The sequence below is a fragment of the Clostridium mucosae genome (assembly GCF_024622765.1).
Classification (GTDB): Bacteria; Bacillota; Clostridia; order Clostridiales; family Clostridiaceae; genus Clostridium.
In genome coordinates this window covers 23,911-45,666 of the sequence record NZ_JANKAF010000022.1, presented here as the reverse complement: position 1 = coordinate 45,666, position 21,756 = coordinate 23,911, and the positions used below count along the sequence as shown (strand labels likewise).

Here is a 21,756-nt window from a genome sequence, read left to right as displayed (position 1 = left end):
TAAATATTTAACCAGATATTTCATAGTATGTTTTTATTATAACCCCTAAAATATCAATTTTAAAATGCAAAAAAAGAGGTTGCTACAAAATGATTAAAAATCATTTTGCAACAGCCCCTTTTTTTATTATAAAAGATTACTAGTAAAGCGGAAATAATAAAAGTTTACTATAAATTATTAAATAATTTAATAAACAAATTCAAGATATAAGTAACATATAATAATAATGAAAGCTTTATGAATGTAACAATATTTTAAGGATATCTTAGTATAAATACTGTGATAAATAGATCAGGAGGATTACATGAATTCATTTTATAGAGGCAAAATACGAAGTGATAGTGAGATTAAAAGTTTTCCACCACAACATCAAGATGTTCAACCAGGAATAGAATCAATAATGAATCCAAGACCTATATTTGATGATCCTAATTATATAGGTAGTGGAAAATTAAAGGATAAGGTTGCGATAATAACAGGTGGGGATAGCGGAATTGGAAGGGCTACTGCAGTTGCATTTGCAAAAGAAGGAGCAAAAGTAGCAATAGTATATTTGTATGAAGAGGAAGATGCAGATGAAACTAAAAGATATATAGAAAAATATGGTGGTGAATGCTTAAATTTAGAAGGGGATATTAGTGAAGAAGACTTTTGCAAGGAAGTTGTGGAAAGAACAATTGAAAGATTTAGTAAGATAGATATATTAGTAAATAATGCTGGAGTTCAATTTCCTCAAAAGAGTATAGAGGATATAACAGCTGAGCAGTTAGAGTTAACTTTCAGAGTCAATATTTTTTCTATGTTTTATTTAACTAAAGCAGCATTACCTTATTTAAAAAAGGGAAGCTCTATTATAAATACTACATCAGTTACAGCATATCAAGGACATAAAGAACTTATAGATTATTCATCCACTAAAGGAGCAATAACAACATTTACTCGTTCATTATCTCAATCTCTAGTAGACAAAGGTATAAGAGTTAATGGGGTAGCGCCGGGACCAATTTGGACTCCATTAATAGTATCTAGTTTTTCAGCAGAAGAAGTATCTACTTTTGGATTGGACACCCCTATGAAAAGAGCTGGCCAGCCTTATGAATTAGCACCAGCTTATGTATATTTGGCATCTGATGATTCAAGTTATGTAACCGGACAAGTTATTCATGTAAATGGAGGGACAATGGTAGAACGTTAAATAGTCACTTTTATAATAAAGTTGATGTGGTATATAAGTGATGCTATAATTTATGGTATATCATGTTAAAAGGCTTCGAATTATATCGAAGCTTTTTTAATACAAATAAAGATGCATTTAGGGGGAAATAAAAAAGTGTCGAGTTCTTTACAAACTAAAAAATCACTGGCAAAGTCTTTAAAAAAATTAATGAAAGTAAATCCATTACATAAGATATCAGTAAAGGATATAGTTAAAGATTGCAATGTAAATAGACAAACCTTCTATTATCATTTTCATGATATATATGAACTTGTAGAGTGGATATATAAAACTGAAGCTATTGAAAGTATAGAAGAGTATAAAAGTTATAGTACATGGATCGATGGGTTTTATAAAATATTTTTATATATAGAAGATAATAAGGAATTTTGCTATAACACATTAAATTCATTAAGTAGAACTCACTTAGATATGTATCTTTTTTCAGTAATAAACGATTTACTTATGGGGGTTATTAATGAAGTATCTAGTGATATGAGCGTAAAATCAAAAGATAAGAAATTCATGGCAGATTTTTATACACATGCATTTGAAGGGTTGGTAATACAATGGATGAAAGATGGAATGAAGGAAGATCCTAAGGTGTTAATTGAGAAACTAAAAGAGTTAATAGAAGGAAATTTTGTAAGGGCATTAAAACGATATGAAGAAATGGTTTAAGAACTTATAAGCTATTTTTCAACGATAGTTATATATATATTATTTGTAAGTGATTTATTCATAGTGAGTAGATCACTTTTTTACATTTTAAATACTTTAGTTTATTTAATTTATAAGTACTTACTATATAGAAGAATTAAAATATAGAAAACAAGGAACAAAGAATAAAAAAGGTTTACAATTTGTTTGGGGAATATTATATAAAATATAAGTATTATTTACTAAAAGTAAAATAAATAGTATTTATAATTCAATATACAAAAATGTGTATATTGAATTAAGAAAATAGATGTTTTCTTAATTTATATGAAGAATTTAGAACATAATAAATCAGGGGAGATGAATATATGAACACTATAGTTTGTATCAAACAGGTACCAGGAACATCAAAAGTTGAAGTTGATGAAAAAACAGGAGTCTTAAAAAGGGATGGAATAGATACAAAGATGAATCCATACGATCTTTATGCATTAGAAACTGCCTTTAATATTAAAGAGAAAAAGGGTGGGAGTATAAGTGTAATAAGTATGGGGCCACCTCAAGCTATGGAGGTAATAAAAGAAGCTTTTTCAATGGGAGCTGATAATGGGGTATTAATATCAGATAGAAAATTTGCAGGTGCAGATGTTCTAGCAACATCATATACAATATCGCAAGGGATAAGAAAAACAGGAGATTTCGATTTGATTATTTGTGGTAAGCAAACAACAGATGGAGATACAGCTCAAGTTGGACCAGAGATAGCTGAGTATTTGGGGATCCCTCATGTGGCTAATGTTAGAAAGATATTAGAAGTAGAAAATGATTATATAACAGTAGAGATGGACATGCCTAATACAGTGGAAATTGTTGAGGTTAAATATCCTTGCTTATTAACAGTAGAAAAGGATATATTTGAGCCAAGATTACCGTCATATAGAAAAAAGATAGAATCAAAGAATAGAGAAATTAATGTAATATCATTAAGTGATTTTGAAGATAAAGATGAAAATAAATATGGTTTGAATGGTTCTCCAACTCAAGTTGAAAGAATATTTCCTCCTGAATCTAATTCTAGTCATGAGAAATGGAATGGGAATTCAGATGAAATAAGCAAAAATATATTTAATAAGCTAAAAGAATTAAAGTTTATTTAGGAGGAATATATATGTCTAAGTTAGTTGTAAATCAAGATAAAGTAGTAAATATAGATGAGATTATTAAAATTTGTCCATTTGGAGCTTTAGAAAATATTAATGGTAAATTAGATATTAATTCTAATTGTAAGATGTGTAAGTTGTGTGTGAAGAAGGGACCCAAAGGTGCTGTAGAATATATAGAAGAAGAAAAAGTATTGATAGACAAGAGCAAGTGGAATGGAATAGCAGTATATGTAGATCATGTTGATGGGGATATACATCCTGTTACATTTGAACTTATAGGAAAGGCTAGAGAGTTAGCTAGTAAAGTAAAACAAGAAGTATATTGCATATTTATAGGTCATAACATAATTAAAAAAGCAGAAGAATTATTACATTATGGAATAGATAAAGTATATGTATATGATAATGATAGTTTAAATAATTTTAGAATAGAACCATATACAGCGATGTTCGAAAGTTTCATAGATGAAGTTAAACCATCTGTTATATTAGTTGGAGCAACTACTGTTGGAAGGTCACTAGCACCAAGAGTAGCAGCAAGATATAGAACAGGTTTAACAGCAGATTGTACAGTTTTAGATATAAAGGAAAACACAGATTTAATACAAATAAGACCAGCTTTTGGCGGAAATATAATGGCTCAAATAATCACTCCAAATTCAAGACCACAGTTAGCAACAGTTAGATATAAGGTTATGTCTGCACCAGAGAGAAATAAAGAATCTACAGGAAAGTTAATACTTTGTGAAGTTAATAAAAACAAGTTGTATTCAAATATTAATGTAAAAAGTGTAGAAGTTAAAAAGAAGGAGCATAGCATATCAGATGCTGATGTTTTAATTGTAGCTGGAAGAGGAGTAAAGTCAGAAAAAGACATGAATATGATAAGAGAGTTAGCAGATTTACTTGGTGGAGAAGTTGCTGTTACAAGACCATTAATTGAATCAGGATGGGAAGATGCTAGTAAGCAAGTTGGATTAAGTGGAAGAACTGTTAGAGCTAAATTAATAATAACATGTGGAGTCTCTGGAGCAGTTCAATTTACTGCAGGTATGAATAATTCTGACTATATATTTGCTATAAACAATGATGAAAAAGCGCCAATATTTAAGGTCGCACATTATGGAATAGTAGGAGATATATATGAAATAGTCCCTAAATTAATTCAAATGATTAAGGGAATTGGAGGGGAAGAATATGCAATATAATAAAGTTTTAGAAAAAAATATAGAGGAAATAAAAGCATTAATAAATGATAATGATAGAATCTTTTATGGGGAAAATATAAATGAAGATTATAGCCATGATGAATTAGGTTTTGTTAGAAAGTTTCCAGAAATAGTAGTTAAGGTTTCCACTACTGAAGAAGTATCAAATATAATGAAGTATGCTTATGAAAACAATATACCAGTTACAGCAAGGGGATCTGGAACAGGTCTAGTAGGAGCGTGTGTACCTCTTAATGGCGGAATAATCATAGATTTAAGCGGGATGAATAACATATTAGAATTAGATGAAGAAAATTTAACGCTAACAGTAGAGCCTGGGGTTTTACTAATGGAAATAGGAAAGTTCGTTCAAGAGCATGATTTATTTTATCCACCAGATCCAGGTGAAAAGACAGCTACAATAGGAGGCAATATAAGTACTAATGCAGGTGGAATGAGAGCGGTAAAATATGGAGTAACAAGGGATTATGTTAGAGGTCTAGAGGTTGTTACTCCAAAAGGAGAAATTATAAACTTAGGAGGAAAAGTTGTTAAAAATAGTTCAGGCTATAGTATTAAGGATTTAATAATAGGATCAGAAGGAACATTAGGAATAATAACTAAAGCAACTCTGAAATTATTACCTTTACCTAAAAAATCTATAAGCTTATTAGTTCCATTTAAAGAATTAGAAACTGCAATAGAAACTGTACCTAAAATAATTAAATCAAAAGCAGTACCAACAGCTATTGAGTTTATGCAAGGTGAAGTAATACTTGCAGCAGAAGAATATCTAGGTAAGAAATTTCCAGATCATAGTTCAGATGCTTATTTATTATTAACTTTTGATGGTAATTCAAAAGAGGAAATAGAGAAGAATTATGAAAAAGTTGCAGATATATGTTTAAGTGAAGGAGCTATAGATGTATTTATATCAGATACAGAAGAAAGACAAGAGGCTATTTGGTCTGCAAGAGGAGCTTTTTTAGAAGCTATAAAGTCATCGACAACTGAAATGGATGAAGTAGATGTAGTAGTTCCAAGAAATAAGGTTGCTGGTTTTGTAAAGTTTACTCATAAGCTTCAGGATGAGTATGAAATAAGAATAAAGAGTTTTGGACATGCTGGAGATGGAAACCTACACATTTATATACTAAGAGATGATTTAAGTGAAGATGAATGGCAAATAAAACTTAATAAAGTAATGAAAAGAATGTATGATAAGGCTAAAGAATTATCAGGACAAGTTTCTGGAGAGCATGGTATAGGATATGCAAAAAAAGAATATTTGAGTGATTCTTTAAGTGATGAAAATATCTCAATCATGAGGGGAATAAAATCAGTATTTGATCCTAAGAATATATTGAATCCAGGGAAAGTATGCTATTAAGATATAAATGAAGTAGTATTAAAAATATATTTAATGTAAAAATTAATTTAGTCATTTCAAGTAAGAGTATTATATTGGGCAAGTTAATTTATTATTTTTATAAAGGGGGTCGCGAAACGCGACCCCTTTTATAAACCGGTAATTTTACTAGCTTAAAAGAGTTTTAAAAATTAAATAGAAATTTTTATTTAGTATTTAACTAGAAGGATATATAGTTAAATTCATTAGGTTAGAATAAATACTTATATAAAATATATGCTTTTATAAGAATCTTATAGTAGTTAGTTAAATATAATATAAAGATAGGTACGATATGGAGGGTTAGATATGAAGGGAAGTGAAGAGTTTTATACTTTCAATAACTATTTAAAGAACGATGGGGGATTAATTACAGCTTCAATGGAAGACTACATAGAGATGATATATAGATTATCAGAGAATAAAGGATTCACAAGGGTAGGTGATTTATCAAAAGCTTTAAATGTAAAGCCAGCCTCAATAACAAAGATGGTAAAAAAATTAGATGAATTAAATTTAGCCAGCTATGAGAAGTATGGTTATGTAAAATTAACTGAAAATGGCAGTGGTTATGGTGAATATTTATTAAATAGACATAATACAATAGAAAAGTTTTTAAAAATATTAGGGGTGTCCAAATACTTATTACAAGAAACAGAAAAAATAGAGCATGTTTTAAGTAAAGAGACTTTTGATAGAATGATAAATTTCATAGAAGTAGTAGAAAAATATCCAGATATAAAAGAGAAAATAGATGGTAATTTTATAAAAAGTAAAAATTGATTGTTAACTATCAATTTTATTAATCACCTTATTTTTAATTTGTTTAATTACTAAAATTAATGGAATAATAACATATGAGGTGATATTTTTATGAAATCCGTTTGGAGTAAAAGTTATGATATTAAGAAAAGAAATCATTTAAAGGGAGATATAGAAGTAGAGGCAGTTGTTATTGGAGCTGGTATAACAGGATTATTAACAGCATATATGCTAAAGGAAAGGGGGGTAGATGTTATTGTTATAGATAGGGGGAAAATATTGAATGGAAATACTAAGAACACCACAGCTAAGATAACAATACAACATAATATAATATATGATAAGCTTATTAAGGAATTTGGTGAAGATAATGCTAAAAAATATGCTAAGGCCAATCAATTAGCTATAGAAACATATCAAGAAATAATAGATAGTAATAATATAGATTGTGATTTTGAGAGAGAAGATGCATATGTTTATAGTTTAGATAAACCTGAAAAAATAGAAAATGAATATGAAGCTGCAATAAAAATTGGTATAGATGCAGAATTAGTAGATGAAATTGAATTACCCTTTAAAATAGCAAAGGCTGTAAAATTCAAGAATCAAGCACAATTTAACCCTGTAAAATTTTTAAACTATATAGCTAAAGAATTAGTTATATATGAAGACACTAAAGCTTTAGACATAAAAGAGGACACTGTTATAACTAATCATGGAAATATAAAAGCTAAAAGTATTGTAGTAGCAACTCATTTCCCAATTATTAATACACCAGGATATTATTTTATGAGAATGCATCAAGAAAGAGAACATCTAATCGCACTTAAAGATGCTCAGATTATTCATGGAATGTATGTGGATGAAAATGAGGGAGGATATACATTTAGACGATATGAGGATCTACTAATTTTGGGGGGAATCTCTAAGAGAACTGGAGATAATGAATTAGGTGGATCTTATGATAAGCTTAGAGATTTAGCTAATAAATTGTATCCTAATTCAATAGAAAAATATAACTGGTCAGCTCAAGACTGCATGACTTCTGATGGAATTCCTTATATAGGGATTTACTCTAAGGAAATGCCAAATGTTTATGTAGCTACTGGATTTAATAAATGGGGAATGACATCATCTATGGTTTCAGCAATAATTATTAGTGATATGATAGTTGGTGTGGATCATGACTTTTACGATATATTTTCTCCAAGTAGATTTGATATGAGTGCATCAATAAAAAATCTAGTGAAGGATGGATTTGAAACAACATATAATTTTATAGCGCAGAAAATACATATACCAATGCAAACAATAGAACATGTAAATAATGGTGAAGGTGAGATAGTTATCTATAATGGAGAAAAAGTTGGAGTATATAAAGATGAATCAGGAGAAGTTTATACAGTTTCAACAAAGTGCCCGCACTTAGGCTGCGAGTTAAAATGGAATGCGGATGATTTGTCTTGGGATTGTCCTTGCCATGGATCAAGATTTGATTATAAAGGGAATTTATTAGATTCACCTTCCATAAAGGAATTGAAGTATGAAGAATAAAAATTCATATAGTAATAAGAAAGGATTTTTTGAGGGGTGGTATTTTAAGCAGCAATTTGGTGATAATAGCATAGCTTTTATTCCAGGTATAAATATTGATAAAAGTGGGCTAAAGTATGCATTTATTCAAGTGATAACTAATGACAACTCTTATAATATAAAGTACGATTATAAAGATTTTTCAATAAGCTATGATAAATTAACTATTAAAATAAGAGATAATATATTTTCTAAAAAAGGATTGATATTAAATATAGTTAGTAGTGGGATAAAAATAAAAGGTAAGTTAAGCTATGATAATATTACTACGATTAAAAATGATATAATGGGTCCATTTGCTTTCTTTCCATTAATGGAATGTAGTCATGGAGTAATAAGTTTACATCATATAGTTAATGGAAAATTGAATATAAATAACGAAGAAATAATAATAAAAGACGGAATAGGGTATATTGAGAAGGACTCAGGAAAATCATTTCCTAAATCATATTTATGGATTCAATGTAATAGTTTTAAAAATACAAAGGCAAACATCATGGTTTCTATTGCAGATATTCCATTTTTAGGATTTGAATTTAAAGGATGTATTGCATCAATTTTATATAAGGAAAAAGAATACAGATTAGCAACTTATAATGGAGTTAAAATATTACATTATAATGAAAATGGTTTGATTATAAAAAGGGGAAAATATAAATTGGAAGTAGAAATAAATGAGAATTACCCTCAAAAACTACTAGCTCCTGATGGTGGAGAAATGATAAGAACAATTTATGAAAATATATCTTGTAAAGCAAGGTTTAAATTTTATAAGAAAGATAATTTACTTTTTAACTTAGAGAGTCAAAAAGCTAGTTTTGAGTATGTTAAGTAAAAAGGGACTTAGTAATACTAAGTCCCAAATAAATTACATTGATTTATGGAATGTTCTATTTATAACATCTAATTGTTGTTCTCTTGTTAACTTAATGAAGTTTACAGCGTAGCCTGAAACTCTTATAGTTAATTGAGGATATAATTCTGGATGATCCATAGCATCTAATAGAGTTGCTCTATCAAATACATTTACGTTTAAGTGATGAGCATTTTGACCAAAATATCCATCCATTAATGAGCTTAAGTTTCTAATTCTATCTTCCGGATTCTTTCCTAAAGCATCTGGAATTATTGAGAAAGTATTTGATATACCATCTTGTGAATGCTCGTATGGTAATTTAGCAACTGAGTTTAATGATGATAATGAACCGCTGTTATCTCTTCCGTGCATTGGGTTAGCTCCTGGAGCAAATGGTTCTCCAGCCTTTCTTCCATCAGGAGTAGTACCAGTCTTCTTACCATAAACAACATTTGAAGTTATTGTTAATACTGATTGAGTATGGTAAGCATTTCTGTAAGTCTTGTTTTGTCTTATTTTATTCATCATATTTTCAACAAGATATACAGCTATATCATCAACTCTATCATCATCATTTCCGTATTTAGGGAAATCACCTTCGATTTCGAAATCTACAGCGATACCTTCATCATTTCTTATTGGTTTAACTTTAGCATATTTAATAGCTGAAAGTGAGTCAGCACAAACTGATAATCCAGCAATACCACAAGCCATTGTTCTAAATACGTCTCTATCATGTAAAGCCATTTGTAACTTTTCATAAGAATACTTATCATGCATGTAATGAATAACATTTAAAGTATTAACATAAAGGTTAGCTAACCAATCCGTCATTATTTCAAATTTATCCATTACTTCTTCGTAATTTAAATACTCACTAGTTATTGGAGCTAGTTTTGGACCAACTTGCATTCCATACTTTTCATCTCTTCCGCCGTTTATAGCATAAAGTAAAGTTTTTGCTAAGTTAACTCTAGCACCGAAGAATTGCATTTGCTTACCAACTTTCATAGCAGATACACAGCAAGCAATTGCATAATCATCTCCCCAATAAGGAGCCATTAAATCATCGTTTTCATATTGAACTGAACTTGTATCTATAGAAACCTTTGAACAGAAATCTTTAAATCCTTGAGGTAATCTTGTTGACCAAAGTACTGTTAAATTAGGTTCTGGTGATGGTCCTAAAGTATATAATGTATTAAGAATTCTGAAAGAGTTCTTAGTAACTAATGTTCTTCCATCTAATCCCATACCACCAATTGACTCAGTAACCCAAGTTGGATCTCCTGAGAATAAATCATTATATTCTGGAGTTCTTAAGAATTTAACAAGTCTTAATTTCATAACGAAATGGTCAACTAATTCTTGAGCTTCTTCTTCAGTAATTAATCCTGATTTTAAATCTCTTTCAATATATATATCTAAGAAAGTTGAAGTTCTTCCAAGTGACATAGCAGCACCATTTTGGTCCTTTATTGCACCTAAGAATCCAAAGTATAACCATTGAATAGCTTCTTTAGCATTTTTAGCTGGTCCAGATATATCAAGACCATAAGTTTCAGCTAATCCTTTTAATTCTTTTAAAGCAACTATTTGATCAGAAAGCTCTTCTCTTAATCTAATAATATCTTCATCTATACATCTAACTTCTAAGCTCTTTTTTTGAGCAATTTTATCTTCTATTAATCTGTCTACTCCATATAGAGCAACTCTTCTATAGTCACCAATTATTCTTCCTCTACCATAAGCATCAGGAAGACCTGTGATAACACCAGATTTTCTTGCTAATCTCATTTCGTCAGTATAAGCATCGAAAACACCTTGATTGTGAGTTTTTCTATATTTACTAAATATTTCTGAAATTCTTGGGCTTACTTCGTAGCCATAAGATTTTGCAGCATTTTCAGCCATTCTAATACCACCAAAAGGCATTACAGCTCTTTTTAATGGAGCATCAGTTTGAACACCAACTATTTTTTCAAAAGCTTTATCTATATATCCAGCCTTATATTCGTTAATACCAGAAATAGTTTCAGTATCAACATCTAAAACCCCACCATTTTCTCTTTCTTTTGTAAATAATTCACTAACCTCATCCCATAACTTTTTTGTAGCATCTGTAGCACCAACTAAAAAGCTATCATCCCCATTGTATGGAGTATAGTTTAATTGTATAAAGTTTCTTACATCAACAGATTTAGTCCATTGACCTTCTTTAAAATTGATCCATTCTTGCTTCATATAATGCACCCCTTTTTCTAACATTTATAAACATTAACTTTTATTGGAAGGAATTCTCAATAAATAATATTTATCACGTAAATTCTAACATTAAAATGCTCTTATTGCAATAAATTAATACCTAAACAAGACGATGGGAATAAAAAAAATTAATTAATAAAATATATTGAATAATAGATATTGTCGATATATAATATTAAGGATATAAATTTAATTTTTGGAGGATCTTATGGCTGGAGATAGAAAGATTTGCAGATGTAGAAATGTAAGTTATTTAGATATAAGAAAAGCAATGAAAAGTGGTGCGAGAACTTTAGATGAAATAATGGATCAAACTGGAGCTGCAACTTGTTGTGGCGGTTGTACAAGCCAAATTCAATCAATTTTAGGTTCTGTATGTGGTTGTAATAATGTATCATTAGAAGACGTAGTAAATGCGGTTAATAATGGTGCAGACACAGTTGAAAAAGTTGGGGAAGTAACTAAAGCAGGAACTACTTGTGGAAGATGTAAGGGGTTAATCGAAAATATTATTGAATTAAAAAGATAAAGTATATTTTGCTATTAATTACACGAAAATAAACCTTAGGGAATAAAATCCTTAAGGTTTTTCTTTTTAAATAGCATAAAATATAGATAATTATGAAGTAAGTGGTTATAAATATATTTATATAAATGAAAATGAATGAAAATGAATGAAAATGAACGAAAGTGGTTGAAATTGATTTTGAAAAGTTGTATTATTTAGTTGGGAGTGATGTTGGTGTTAACTGAAGAAAGACATAAGATTATATTAGAAGAGATTAGAAAAAAATCTGTAGTATATGTAAATGAACTTGTAAAGATGCTAGACACTTCGGAATCTACAATAAGGAGAGATTTAAATTTTCTAGATGAAGTCGGAAAATTGAAAAAGGTTCATGGTGGGGCAACTACATTAGAAAGAGAGTTTCATACTAAAGATGATTTAGTATCTATAAGGGAAACGCTAAATATTGATGATAAAGCTATTATTGCAAAATATGCAGCAACTCTTATTAAAAAAGACGATTTTGTATATATAGATTCAGGTACAACAACAAATTTAATGATTGATTTTTTACAAGAGAAAGAAGCAATATATGTTACTAATGGAATAAATCAAGCAAATAAATTAATAAGTAATGGATTTAAAACTTATATACTTGGAGGAGAGATAAAAGCTGCAACTGAAGCAATAGTTGGAGTAGAAGCAGTAAATAGCTTAAAAAAATATAATTTTACAAAGGGCTTCTTCGGAACAAATGGTATATCTGACTATAGAGGATATACTACTCCAGATATAAAAGAAGCATTAGTTAAAGAAGAGGCATTAAAAAGAACCAGAAGCCCATATATTTTGGCGGATAAAACCAAATTTAATGAGATTAGTTGTATAACTTTTGGAGAAATAGATGAAGCAGTAATAATAACAACAATATTAGAGAATGCTAGTTATTGTAATAAAGCAGAAATAGTGGAGGTTTTAAAACTATGATTTATACTATAACTTTTAATCCAGCATTAGATTACATAGTAAAAGTTAATGACTTTAAATTAGGTGAAGTAAATAGAACTTTTTATGAAGAAGTTTACGCTGGAGGTAAGGGGATAAACGTTTCTATAGTGTTAAAGAATTTAGATGTAGAGAATGTAGCTCTTGGATATATAGCAGGTTTTACAGGAGAGGAAATAGAGAATAAAGTTAAAGCTTTTGGGTGCAAAACTGATTTTATAAAGCTTAGTAATGGAATGTCTAGGATAAATGTTAAATTAAAATCTAATGAAGAGTCAGAAATAAATGGTCAAGGTCCTAGTATTTCAGATAAGGATCTAGAGGAACTATATGAAAAACTAGAATTATTAAAAGCGGAGGATATTTTAGTTTTAGCAGGTAGTATTCCAGCAACTCTTCCTAAAAATATATATGAAGTAATAATGGAAAGATTATCTGATAAGGGTATAAAGTTTATTGTTGATGCAACGGGTGAGCTTTTGTTAAATGTATTAAAATACAAACCATTTTTAATTAAGCCTAATCATCATGAATTAGCAGAGCTGTTTAATGCTACCATAGGAAATGAAGAAGATATAGTAACTTATGCCAAAAAGCTTAGAGAAATGGGAGCCAAAAATGTTTTAATTTCTAGAGCAGGTGATGGAGCTATACTTGTAACAGAAAATGATGAAATAATTAAATCAGATGTACCTAAAGGAAAATTAATTAATTCAGTTGGAGCTGGCGATTCGATGGTAGGGGGCTTCATAGCTGGATATCTAAAGAATAATAGACTAGAAGAAGCATTTAAAATGGGTGTTGCTACTGGAAGTGCAAGTGCATTTTCAGAAGGATTAGCAACAAAAGAAAAAGTTTATGAATTGTTGAATCAAATATTATAATTTGGAGGATTGAAATGAAAATTACAGATTTATTAAATAAAAAATCTATAGCAATAAATCCTAAAGTTACTTCTAAAGAAGGAGCTATTGATAAATTAGTTGATTTGATGAGTTTATCAGGAAATTTAAATAATAAAGGTGAATATAAGAAATCTGTTTTAGCTAGAGAGGAACTTAGTACAACTGGTATAGGAGATGGAATTGCTATACCTCATGCTAAAACAAGTGCAGTCAAGGATGCTGGATTAGCAGCAATGGTAGTTAATGATGGAGTTGATTATGATTCTTTAGATGGGCAACCAGCAAAGTTGTTTTTTATGATTGCAGCACCAGATGGAGAAAATAATCTTCATTTAGAAGTTTTAGCGAGATTATCAACTATGTTAATGAATGAAAACTTTAGAAATGGACTATTAAATGCAAAATCTGCAGAGCAGTTTATAAAATTAATAGATGATTTTGAAAACGAAAAGTTAAATAAAGATAAAGTTGAAAGTAAAGATAGATATAAAGTTTTAGCTGTAACAGCATGTCCTACAGGAATAGCTCATACTTATATGGCAGCAGAAAGCTTAGAAGGAAAAGCTAAAGAAATGGGTGTTTCAATTAAGGTAGAAACTGATGGTTCGGGTGGAGCTAAAAATGTATTAACAGCAAAAGAAATAGATGAAGCAGAATGTATTATAATTGCAGCTGATAAAAAAGTAGAAATGGCAAGGTTTGAAGGGAAAAAAGTAATTCAAACTAAAGTTGCAAACGGAATACACAAAGCAGAAGAGTTGATAAATAGAGCTACTGCAGGAGATGCACCAATTTATCACCATAATGGAGCAAAAACTTCAGAAGAAGAATCATCAGGAGAAAAGGATAGTATAGGGCATCAAATTTACAAACACCTTATGAATGGGGTATCTCATATGTTACCATTCGTAATAGGCGGAGGTATTTTAATAGCTTTAGCATTCTTATTTGATGACTATAGCATTGACCCAGCAAATTTTGGTATGAATACTCCATTCGCAGCCTTCTTAAAAACAGTTGGTGGAACAGCGTTTGATTTCATGTTACCTATATTAGCTGGATATATAGCTATGAGTATAGGTGATAGACCAGCTCTAGCAGTAGGATTTGTTGGGGGTATGCTTGCTAATAAAGGTGGTTCGGGTTTCTTAGGGGCCTTAATAGCAGGTTTTATAGCAGGGTATTTAATAGTTGGATTGAAGAAGTTGTTTGAAAAGTTACCAAATAGCTTAGAAGGTTTAAAACCGGTTTTATTGTATCCTTTCTTTGGAATTTTATTGATCGGTGCAATAATAATGTTTATAATCAATCCACCAGTGGCAGCTGTGAACAATGGAATTACTAATGTTTTGAATAATATGGGTGAGAGTAGTAAGATATTACTTGGTGCAGTTTTAGGTGGAATGATGGCATTTGATATGGGTGGCCCTTTAAATAAAGCTGCATATGTATTTGGGACAGCATCATTAGCTAGTGGACAATTTGAAATTATGGCAGCAGTAATGATTGGTGGTATGGTACCTCCTCTTGCCATTGCTTTATGTACTACATTCTTTAAAAAGAAGTTTACAGCTAAAGAAAGGCAATCAGCAGTAACAAACTATATTATGGGATTATCATTTATAACAGAGGGAGCTATACCTTTTGCAGCAGCGGATCCATTAAGAGTGATACCATCTTGTGTGCTTGGTTCTGCAACAGCAGGAGCTTTGTCAATGTTCTTTGGTTGTGCTTTAAGAGCACCTCATGGAGGTATATTTGTTCTTCCAGTTATAACTAATCCATTAGGTTACTTTTGTGCTTTAGTTATTGGATCATTAGTAGGTATGATTGTATTAGCGGTATTAAAGAAAAATAAAAATTAATTATAAAAAATAGTTGTAAGTTTAATCTTATAACTATTTTTTTTTTTTTTTGATAAGTATATAAAATGTATTATTATGGTAATAATAATGAATGATATTAGTGTAAGTAAAAATGAATTAAAGGTAGAAAAATAAATTAAGGAAATGAAAAAATGAAGGAATATTTAGAAAAAAGCAAAAATAAAATATTTATTGAGGTTATTTATTGAGTATCCAATTTGCCAATTAATCTCAGATGTAATATAATAGAAAAGTGGTTAAATAACTAAATCTATAGGTAGGAGAGTGGATAAAATGAAGAGTTTAAAGGGAACTAAAACAGCAGAAAATTTAATGAAATCTTTTGCTGGAGAATCACAAGCAAGAACTAGATATACTTATTATTCAAGTGTAGCAAGAAAGCAAGGATATGTACAAATTGCAAACATATTTATGGAGACTGCAGAGCAAGAAAAAGAACATGCAAAAAGATTTTATAAATTTTTAAAAGATGATTTTGCTGGAGAGGCTATAGAAATCAATGCTGGTTATCCAGTAGATTTATATGATGATACAGCCAAAAATTTAAGAGCAGCAGCTAAAGGAGAACATGAGGAATGGTCTCATGATTATCCAGAATTTGCAAGAGTAGCAAGAGAAGAAGGATTCCCAGCTGTAGCAGTAGCATATGAAAGAATAATAGAAGTAGAAAATATGCATGAAAGAAGATATAATAAGTTATTAAAAAATATAGAAGAAGGAAAAGTATTTAAGAAGGATGAATCAGTTTTATGGAAATGTACTAACTGTGGATATATCTTTGAGGGTGAAGAAGCTCCACAAGTATGTCCAGCATGCTTACATCCACAAGGATACTTTGAATTATTTGCAGAAAACTATTAAAAATATTATATGAAAGGCTTAGGAGCTAATATTCCTAAGCTTTTTATATATTAAAATGTAAAAGTTCAAAGTTTTAAAATGTGATTATAGATTTTATTTAATATTTAAACCTTTAAAAAGTATGTCCATTCTATATATCTCTTAAACTTAAATATATAAGTTCTAATTGAGGCAAGGGAATAATTGAATTATATATGATCAAATTTATAAAAGAAAAAAATAATTGTGGAATATATATTTGTGTATTATGTATAATTAATATAATCAAAGAACAATATTTTAAAATTGGAAGGTTAAAATGATGATTAACTCTTTAAAAAAAAGATTTACAATTATATATAGTATCCTTGTAATAATAATTATATTGGTAGGATTATTTGCAGTTATTAATATGTATAATATTAATAAATCTACAAATGGATTAATTACTAATAATTATAAAAGTATTAATACAAGTAACAAGATGATTGATTGTATTAATAGTCAGGATAAGGCTATATTAATATACTTGCAAGGAAATAAAGATGAAGCATTAAATTTATTTCATGCAACTGATGATGAATTTTATAAATGGTTTTATGTTGAGAAAAGTAATATAACGGAGCCTGGAGAATTAGAATTAGTGGATAGAATAAACTCTCAATATATAGAGTTTAGTAAGTTGTTTTCTGGGCTACAAGATTATAATAATGGCCAAAATCATGATGAATTAGTTCAAATTTACTATCAAAAAATATCACCACAAATAGATTTGCTAAATAAAAGTTTGAAAGAATTATTTGAATTAAATGAAGATATTATGCTTAAAAAAGAAGGTGCTCTTAGAAGTAGTTCAGAATCATCCATATACTTCATTATATTTATATCACTTGGAGGAGCTATAATTGGAGGATCAATAGCTATGTTCTTTACCAATAGATATTTCAATCCAATACATTTATTAATAAATACAATAAAATCTGTAAAGGCAGGAGACTTAAATAAGCAGTCACCTGTAATCTATGATGACGAAATAGGATTATTAGCAAAAGAATTTAATAATATGACAAATAGATTATATGATTTTGAAAAGAGCACAGAGGGAAATTTAGTCGCTGAAAAAAATAGATCTTTAAGCATAATTAAAAGTATATCAGATCCGATAATATTGTTGGACGATAGATTTAGAATTAAATTTATAAATGATGAAGGAAAAAGCTTCTTTAATATTGATGAAGAACACTGCATTGATAAAAGTTTCTTTGAAGTTATAAATTTATCTAAGGTTTACAAATATATAAAGGAATCTATTAATAAAGGTAGTGAAAATAGAGAGGAATTAATTGAAATAAAAAGAAATAATAAAAAATATTTTTTTAATATAACTTCAACTATAATAAAAGGATCAGAAGAGAAGATTGATGGGGTAGTAGTATTATTTAAGAATATAACTGGACTGAAGGAATTAGAAATTATAAAAGCAGATTTTATCGGGACAATATCTCATGAATTAAAAACGCCATTGACATCAATAATGATGGGAGTTGGACTTATAAATGATAGTAATATAGGATCATTAAATAGCAAGCAAAGAGAAATTTTAGAAACTATAAAAGAAGATGTACAGAAATTAAATGATTTAGTATCAAATTTATTAAAGATATCACATATCCAATCAAACAAGACTTCTTTTAATATAAGAAATAATGATATTAAAGAATTAATAAAGAATTGCTTGTATAATTTTATTCCTTTAGCAAAAGAGAAGGGAATAGAATTGAAATTAAATTTAGAAGAAAGATTGCCTGATGTTATGATGGATGAAGAGAAAATAAAGTGGGTATTGAATAACTTGCTATCTAATGCTGTTAGATATACAGAAAAAGGTTCTATAAAAATAGATGGATATATTAAAGAAAATAATATATGTGTATCTGTAACAGATACTGGAAGAGGAATTCCAAGTAATTATTTAGAAAAAGTATTTGAGAGGTTTGTTAGAGTAGAAGGATTTGAAATACCAGAAGAGAGTACAGGGCTTGGATTATCTATAGCAAAAGAGATTGTAGAGATACATGGGGGAAAAATATGGTGCGAAAGTAAGGTTGGATATGGAAGTAAATTTATATTTACTATTCCACTATCCTAAAGAAGTAGTTTAGGAGTGATTATATGAAAAGAGTTTTGGTAATTGATGATACAAAGAATATAAGAATATTATTAAGTACTTGTTTAGAATTAAGGGGTTACGAGGTAATCACAGCAGATAGTGGAGCAGAGGCGTTAAATATAATAAATAATACAAATGAAGTAATAGATTTAATATTTTTAGACATTAGGATGCCAGGAATAAGTGGAACTGAAGTGTTAAAAAATATTAAAGAGATTAGAATAAATTGCCCTGTTGTTATAATGACAGCTTTTGCAACAGTAAAGAACGCAATAGAATGTACTAAGTTAGGTGCAGTAGTATATCTTCAAAAGCCATTTTCACCTGACAGAATAAACATTGTGTTAGATGAAATAGAGGGGAAAAGTATACAAAACAAAAATGAAAGTAATTTAGATTTAATTATAGCAGAAGTAAGAAGCCTTTTAGCTCAAAATGATATGGATAAATACAATAAAATACATGAATTATTGAAGGAAATAATAGGGATGGATCCATATAATAAAGAAGTATATTTAATGATAAGTAAGTTTAATGGACTAATTGGAAATAAAGTAGAAGAGCAAAGATTTAAAGATATATATGAATTGTTTAATTAGGAAATTTAAGTGCGACTAGGGAAGAAGGTATGTACATATTTTAAATAATGGGTTTTAAATATATTAGATATTATATATAATTTAATAAAGGATAATTTTATTAAATAAGGAATTATATTGTAAGGAGGGATTGATAAGATGTTTTTGAAGGAGTTAAATAAAGAAGAATCTATAGCTTTTATAAACTTAGTTTCTATTTTTGCTGATGTAGATAATAAATTTGCTAAAGAAGAAAAAGTTCTGTTAAAAGAGTATAAGGAAGAATTAGGATTAAGTGATTCGGAAGTGCATCATATGGGATATGATGAAGTTTTAGAAATAATAAGAAAATCTAATGATAGGGCAAAAGCAATTGTATATTTTGAATTAGTTGGACTAGCATTGGTTGATGGGGAGTATGAAGATGAAGAGGTAGATTTCTTAGAAAATCTAGCTTCAGTATTAAGTATTTCTAGATCAAAGAAGATTGCGATTGCAAATTACTTTTATAACTTTAAAGAAGTATACAATTTTACTACTGTAGATGCAGATAATAATATAGAATTACTTAAGGAACAAGCAGAAAGCATTTTAAAATAAAAATGCAAGTAGATTTGTATTAAAGAATTTCTAATGGATAAAATAACACTATAACCAAATGGAGGTGTTATTATGAATGAAGAAAATGATGGAATGATTGGAAGACTACCTATAAATATAAATAAAGAAGTACCAACACCAAATAGTGATGCAGAGTCAATAAAGGCTTTAATTAAGAAGTCTGGAGAAGTAGTAGGATATGAACTTTCAAATGGCGAAAGAGTATCAAAAGAAGAAGGCGTTAAAATGGCTAAGAATGGTCAAATATCTGGAGTTGCAGTTGGAGTTTCAAAGAAAGGTGAAGAATATTTAAGAAGTCTTCCAGACCAAAGTGAAAATAATAATTTAAGTTCGCTACCAACTGTAGAGTAATTTAAAGTAAGATATAAAAATTTTTTATATCTTACTTTATTCTTATACAGTTAATAGATAAGAGTTTTTAATATTAAAAATGAATATTAGGTTACTTATTCACAAAGAGTTTACTTTTTTGCCAACATAGTTTTATTGAAAACAATATATTAATTATGTAGAATTAAATTGATTAAGGAAAGTAATTAATTATAGGGGAGAAAATAAATAAAATTATGGTTATTTTTTTTATTAATAGCATCAGTATTTGCATCATATAAATTAGCGGAAGAAAAAGGCCAAAATAAATTAATTTGGGCTATAATAACAGCATTAGTTGGACCATTTGTATTAGCTATTCAGTATTTGATGTCATACTATAAAAATAGTTATTCTACAAAATAGATAATTTAAATTATAAAAGCAATAGGTTAAATAAGAATGACAGTAGGAAGAAGTGTTTTATACAAATCTACCTACTGTCATTTTATTATAAAGCTATTTTCATTAAATAAAATTATAAAAATAGTATAATCTTTTACATTAGTATAAAAGATAGAAATATATAATATACGGTATTAAAAAGATTAAAGGAATATTTATTGTGTAAATAAACATTAACAAGTGGAAAAGTGTTAAAACTGTGGAAAGTTATCCACAAAATGTGGACAACTTGGAAAAACTGTTGAAAACTTTTTAAAAAGGTATTGACACAATATATATGGAAAGAATATACGTTTGTAACAATATGATGATTTTTGATGAAGAACACTAATATATGTAGGAGAATGTAACAGTTAATAATTTTATAATTTGGGTAACAAAATATAGTTATGCACAGTTTGTACAAAATGTGGATAAAAACTGAGGATAATGTTACAATAATACTATAAATATAGGAAAAATAAGAGCTTTAATAATTTTACCTGTGGACAACTTATGATTTTAGAAGTGCTGTGGATAAAATATATGAAAAAAAATGTTGAAATTACATTTGTGATTTTGTTTAAGGAGAAAAATATGAAATATAATAAGAATATATATGAAGCAATATTTAAAAGTAGGCCTAATAGGTTTAATGCAAATGTCATATTAAATGGAGAGGAAATAGTAGTTCATGTTCCAAATACAGGAAGATGCAGAGAAATCTTAAAAGAAGGAACAAAAGTATTTTTAAGAGAAGAATTAAATCCTAGTAGGAAAACAAAATATGATTTAATTGCAGCAATGAAAGGGGATATATTAATTAGTATAGATTCTCAGATACCTAATAAGGTTGTTGATGAGGCTTTAAATAATAAAAAGATTGATACTTTACATAAATATACTAAAATTAATAGAGAAAAAACCTTTGGTAAAAGTAGATTTGACTTTAAGTTATCCACAGAAGATGATAGTGAAGTATATTATTTAGAAGTGAAAGGAGTAACCTTAGAGGATAACGGACATTGTAGATTTCCAGATGCTCCTACAGAGAGAGGTGCAAGGCATATATCAGAGCTAATAGAAGCAAAAAAACAAGGATTTGGAGCAGGAATTTTATTTTTAATTCAATTAGATAATGTTAATACTTTTTCGCCTAACGATATAACTGATTTGGAATTTGGAAATGCATTAAGATTAGCAAAAGAAAATAATGTTGATATAATGGCATATAACTGTAAGGTTGAAAAAGATGGAATTGAAATATATAAAAAAGTTGATATAATATTATAATTACTATATAAGATATAAGATATAAGATATAAGTTTAAAGAAAGATTATATATTTAACTCAAATAT

19 protein-coding genes are annotated in these 21,756 nt (G+C 28.6%); 18 read left to right on the top strand and 1 reads right to left on the bottom strand.

Annotated elements, in window-relative coordinates; genetic code table 11:
• Window positions 1-304 precede the first annotated feature (304 nt).
• From NSA50_RS17410 to NSA50_RS17375, 8 genes are all read left to right on the top strand, one after another.
• Window positions 305-1,195: an SDR family oxidoreductase gene (locus NSA50_RS17410; protein WP_257447174.1), complete on the top strand. Its 891-nt coding sequence runs from the start codon at window positions 305-307 to the stop codon at window positions 1,193-1,195.
• 135 nt (window positions 1,196-1,330) lie between these two features.
• Complete coding sequence (gene dhaS / locus NSA50_RS17405) at window positions 1,331-1,897, top strand: dihydroxyacetone kinase transcriptional activator DhaS (RefSeq protein ID WP_257447171.1); 567 nt, start codon at window positions 1,331-1,333, stop codon at window positions 1,895-1,897.
• A 347-nt stretch (window positions 1,898-2,244) separates the two neighbouring features.
• Window positions 2,245-3,033 carry an electron transfer flavoprotein subunit beta/FixA family protein gene (locus NSA50_RS17400; protein ID WP_257447168.1) on the top strand — a complete coding sequence of 263 codons (789 nt, stop codon included), beginning with the start codon at window positions 2,245-2,247 and terminating at the stop codon, window positions 3,031-3,033.
• A gap of 11 nt (window positions 3,034-3,044) precedes the next feature.
• Complete coding sequence (locus NSA50_RS17395) at window positions 3,045-4,247, top strand: electron transfer flavoprotein subunit alpha/FixB family protein (protein WP_195430697.1); 1,203 nt, start codon at window positions 3,045-3,047, stop codon at window positions 4,245-4,247.
• Window positions 4,237-5,637: an FAD-binding oxidoreductase gene (locus tag NSA50_RS17390; protein WP_195264400.1), complete on the top strand. Its 1,401-nt coding sequence runs from the start codon at window positions 4,237-4,239 to the stop codon at window positions 5,635-5,637. The genes NSA50_RS17395 and NSA50_RS17390 overlap by 11 nt, the downstream gene beginning before the upstream one ends.
• Before the next feature lie 327 nt (window positions 5,638-5,964).
• Window positions 5,965-6,438: a metal-dependent transcriptional regulator gene (locus NSA50_RS17385; protein WP_195264399.1), complete on the top strand. Its 474-nt coding sequence runs from the start codon at window positions 5,965-5,967 to the stop codon at window positions 6,436-6,438.
• Between the two features lie 90 nt (window positions 6,439-6,528).
• On the top strand, window positions 6,529-7,971 hold the full coding sequence (locus NSA50_RS17380; protein WP_195430699.1) for an FAD-dependent oxidoreductase: 1,443 nt from the start codon (window positions 6,529-6,531) through the stop codon (window positions 7,969-7,971).
• A complete protein-coding gene (locus NSA50_RS17375) occupies window positions 7,961-8,845 on the top strand; it encodes a tocopherol cyclase family protein (protein ID WP_257447161.1) in 885 nt (294 codons plus the stop codon). Before NSA50_RS17380 ends, NSA50_RS17375 begins: the two co-directional genes overlap by 11 nt.
• Before the next feature lie 33 nt (window positions 8,846-8,878).
• Here NSA50_RS17375 and pflB read toward each other — a convergent pair whose 3' ends face one another.
• A complete protein-coding gene (gene pflB / locus NSA50_RS17370) occupies window positions 8,879-11,110 on the bottom strand; it encodes a formate C-acetyltransferase (protein WP_195264396.1) in 2,232 nt (743 codons plus the stop codon).
• Between the two features lie 229 nt (window positions 11,111-11,339).
• On the opposite strand from pflB, the gene NSA50_RS17365 reads away from it, so the two are divergent.
• From NSA50_RS17365 to sfsA, 10 genes are all read left to right on the top strand, one after another.
• Window positions 11,340-11,660: a (2Fe-2S)-binding protein gene (locus NSA50_RS17365; RefSeq protein WP_195264395.1), complete on the top strand. Its 321-nt coding sequence runs from the start codon at window positions 11,340-11,342 to the stop codon at window positions 11,658-11,660.
• Between the two features lie 213 nt (window positions 11,661-11,873).
• Complete coding sequence (locus NSA50_RS17360) at window positions 11,874-12,626, top strand: DeoR family transcriptional regulator (RefSeq protein WP_195430702.1); 753 nt, start codon at window positions 11,874-11,876, stop codon at window positions 12,624-12,626.
• Window positions 12,623-13,528, top strand: coding sequence for a 1-phosphofructokinase (pfkB, locus tag NSA50_RS17355; RefSeq protein WP_195430703.1), 906 nt, complete (start codon window positions 12,623-12,625; stop codon window positions 13,526-13,528). Before NSA50_RS17360 ends, pfkB begins: the two co-directional genes overlap by 4 nt.
• A 14-nt stretch (window positions 13,529-13,542) precedes the next feature.
• Window positions 13,543-15,414 (top strand): PTS fructose transporter subunit IIABC, encoded by a 1,872-nt coding sequence (locus NSA50_RS17350; RefSeq protein WP_195430704.1) that lies wholly within the window; start codon window positions 13,543-13,545, stop codon window positions 15,412-15,414.
• Between the two features lie 294 nt (window positions 15,415-15,708).
• On the top strand, window positions 15,709-16,296 hold the full coding sequence (rbr, locus tag NSA50_RS17345) for a rubrerythrin (protein WP_195430707.1): 588 nt from the start codon (window positions 15,709-15,711) through the stop codon (window positions 16,294-16,296).
• A gap of 298 nt (window positions 16,297-16,594) precedes the next feature.
• Window positions 16,595-18,424 (top strand): sensor histidine kinase, encoded by a 1,830-nt coding sequence (locus tag NSA50_RS17340; RefSeq protein WP_195264390.1) that lies wholly within the window; start codon window positions 16,595-16,597, stop codon window positions 18,422-18,424.
• Between the two features lie 23 nt (window positions 18,425-18,447).
• Window positions 18,448-19,044: a response regulator gene (locus NSA50_RS17335; protein WP_195264389.1), complete on the top strand. Its 597-nt coding sequence runs from the start codon at window positions 18,448-18,450 to the stop codon at window positions 19,042-19,044.
• Between the two features lie 138 nt (window positions 19,045-19,182).
• Window positions 19,183-19,623 carry a hypothetical protein gene (locus NSA50_RS17330; protein WP_195264388.1) on the top strand — a complete coding sequence of 147 codons (441 nt, stop codon included), beginning with the start codon at window positions 19,183-19,185 and terminating at the stop codon, window positions 19,621-19,623.
• Between the two features lie 72 nt (window positions 19,624-19,695).
• Window positions 19,696-19,995, top strand: a complete 300-nt coding sequence (locus NSA50_RS17325) for a DUF3892 domain-containing protein (protein WP_195430710.1) — start codon at window positions 19,696-19,698, stop codon at window positions 19,993-19,995.
• A gap of 999 nt (window positions 19,996-20,994) precedes the next feature.
• Window positions 20,995-21,690, top strand: coding sequence for a DNA/RNA nuclease SfsA (gene sfsA / locus NSA50_RS17320; protein ID WP_195430711.1), 696 nt, complete (start codon window positions 20,995-20,997; stop codon window positions 21,688-21,690).
• Window positions 21,691-21,756 lie beyond the last annotated feature (66 nt).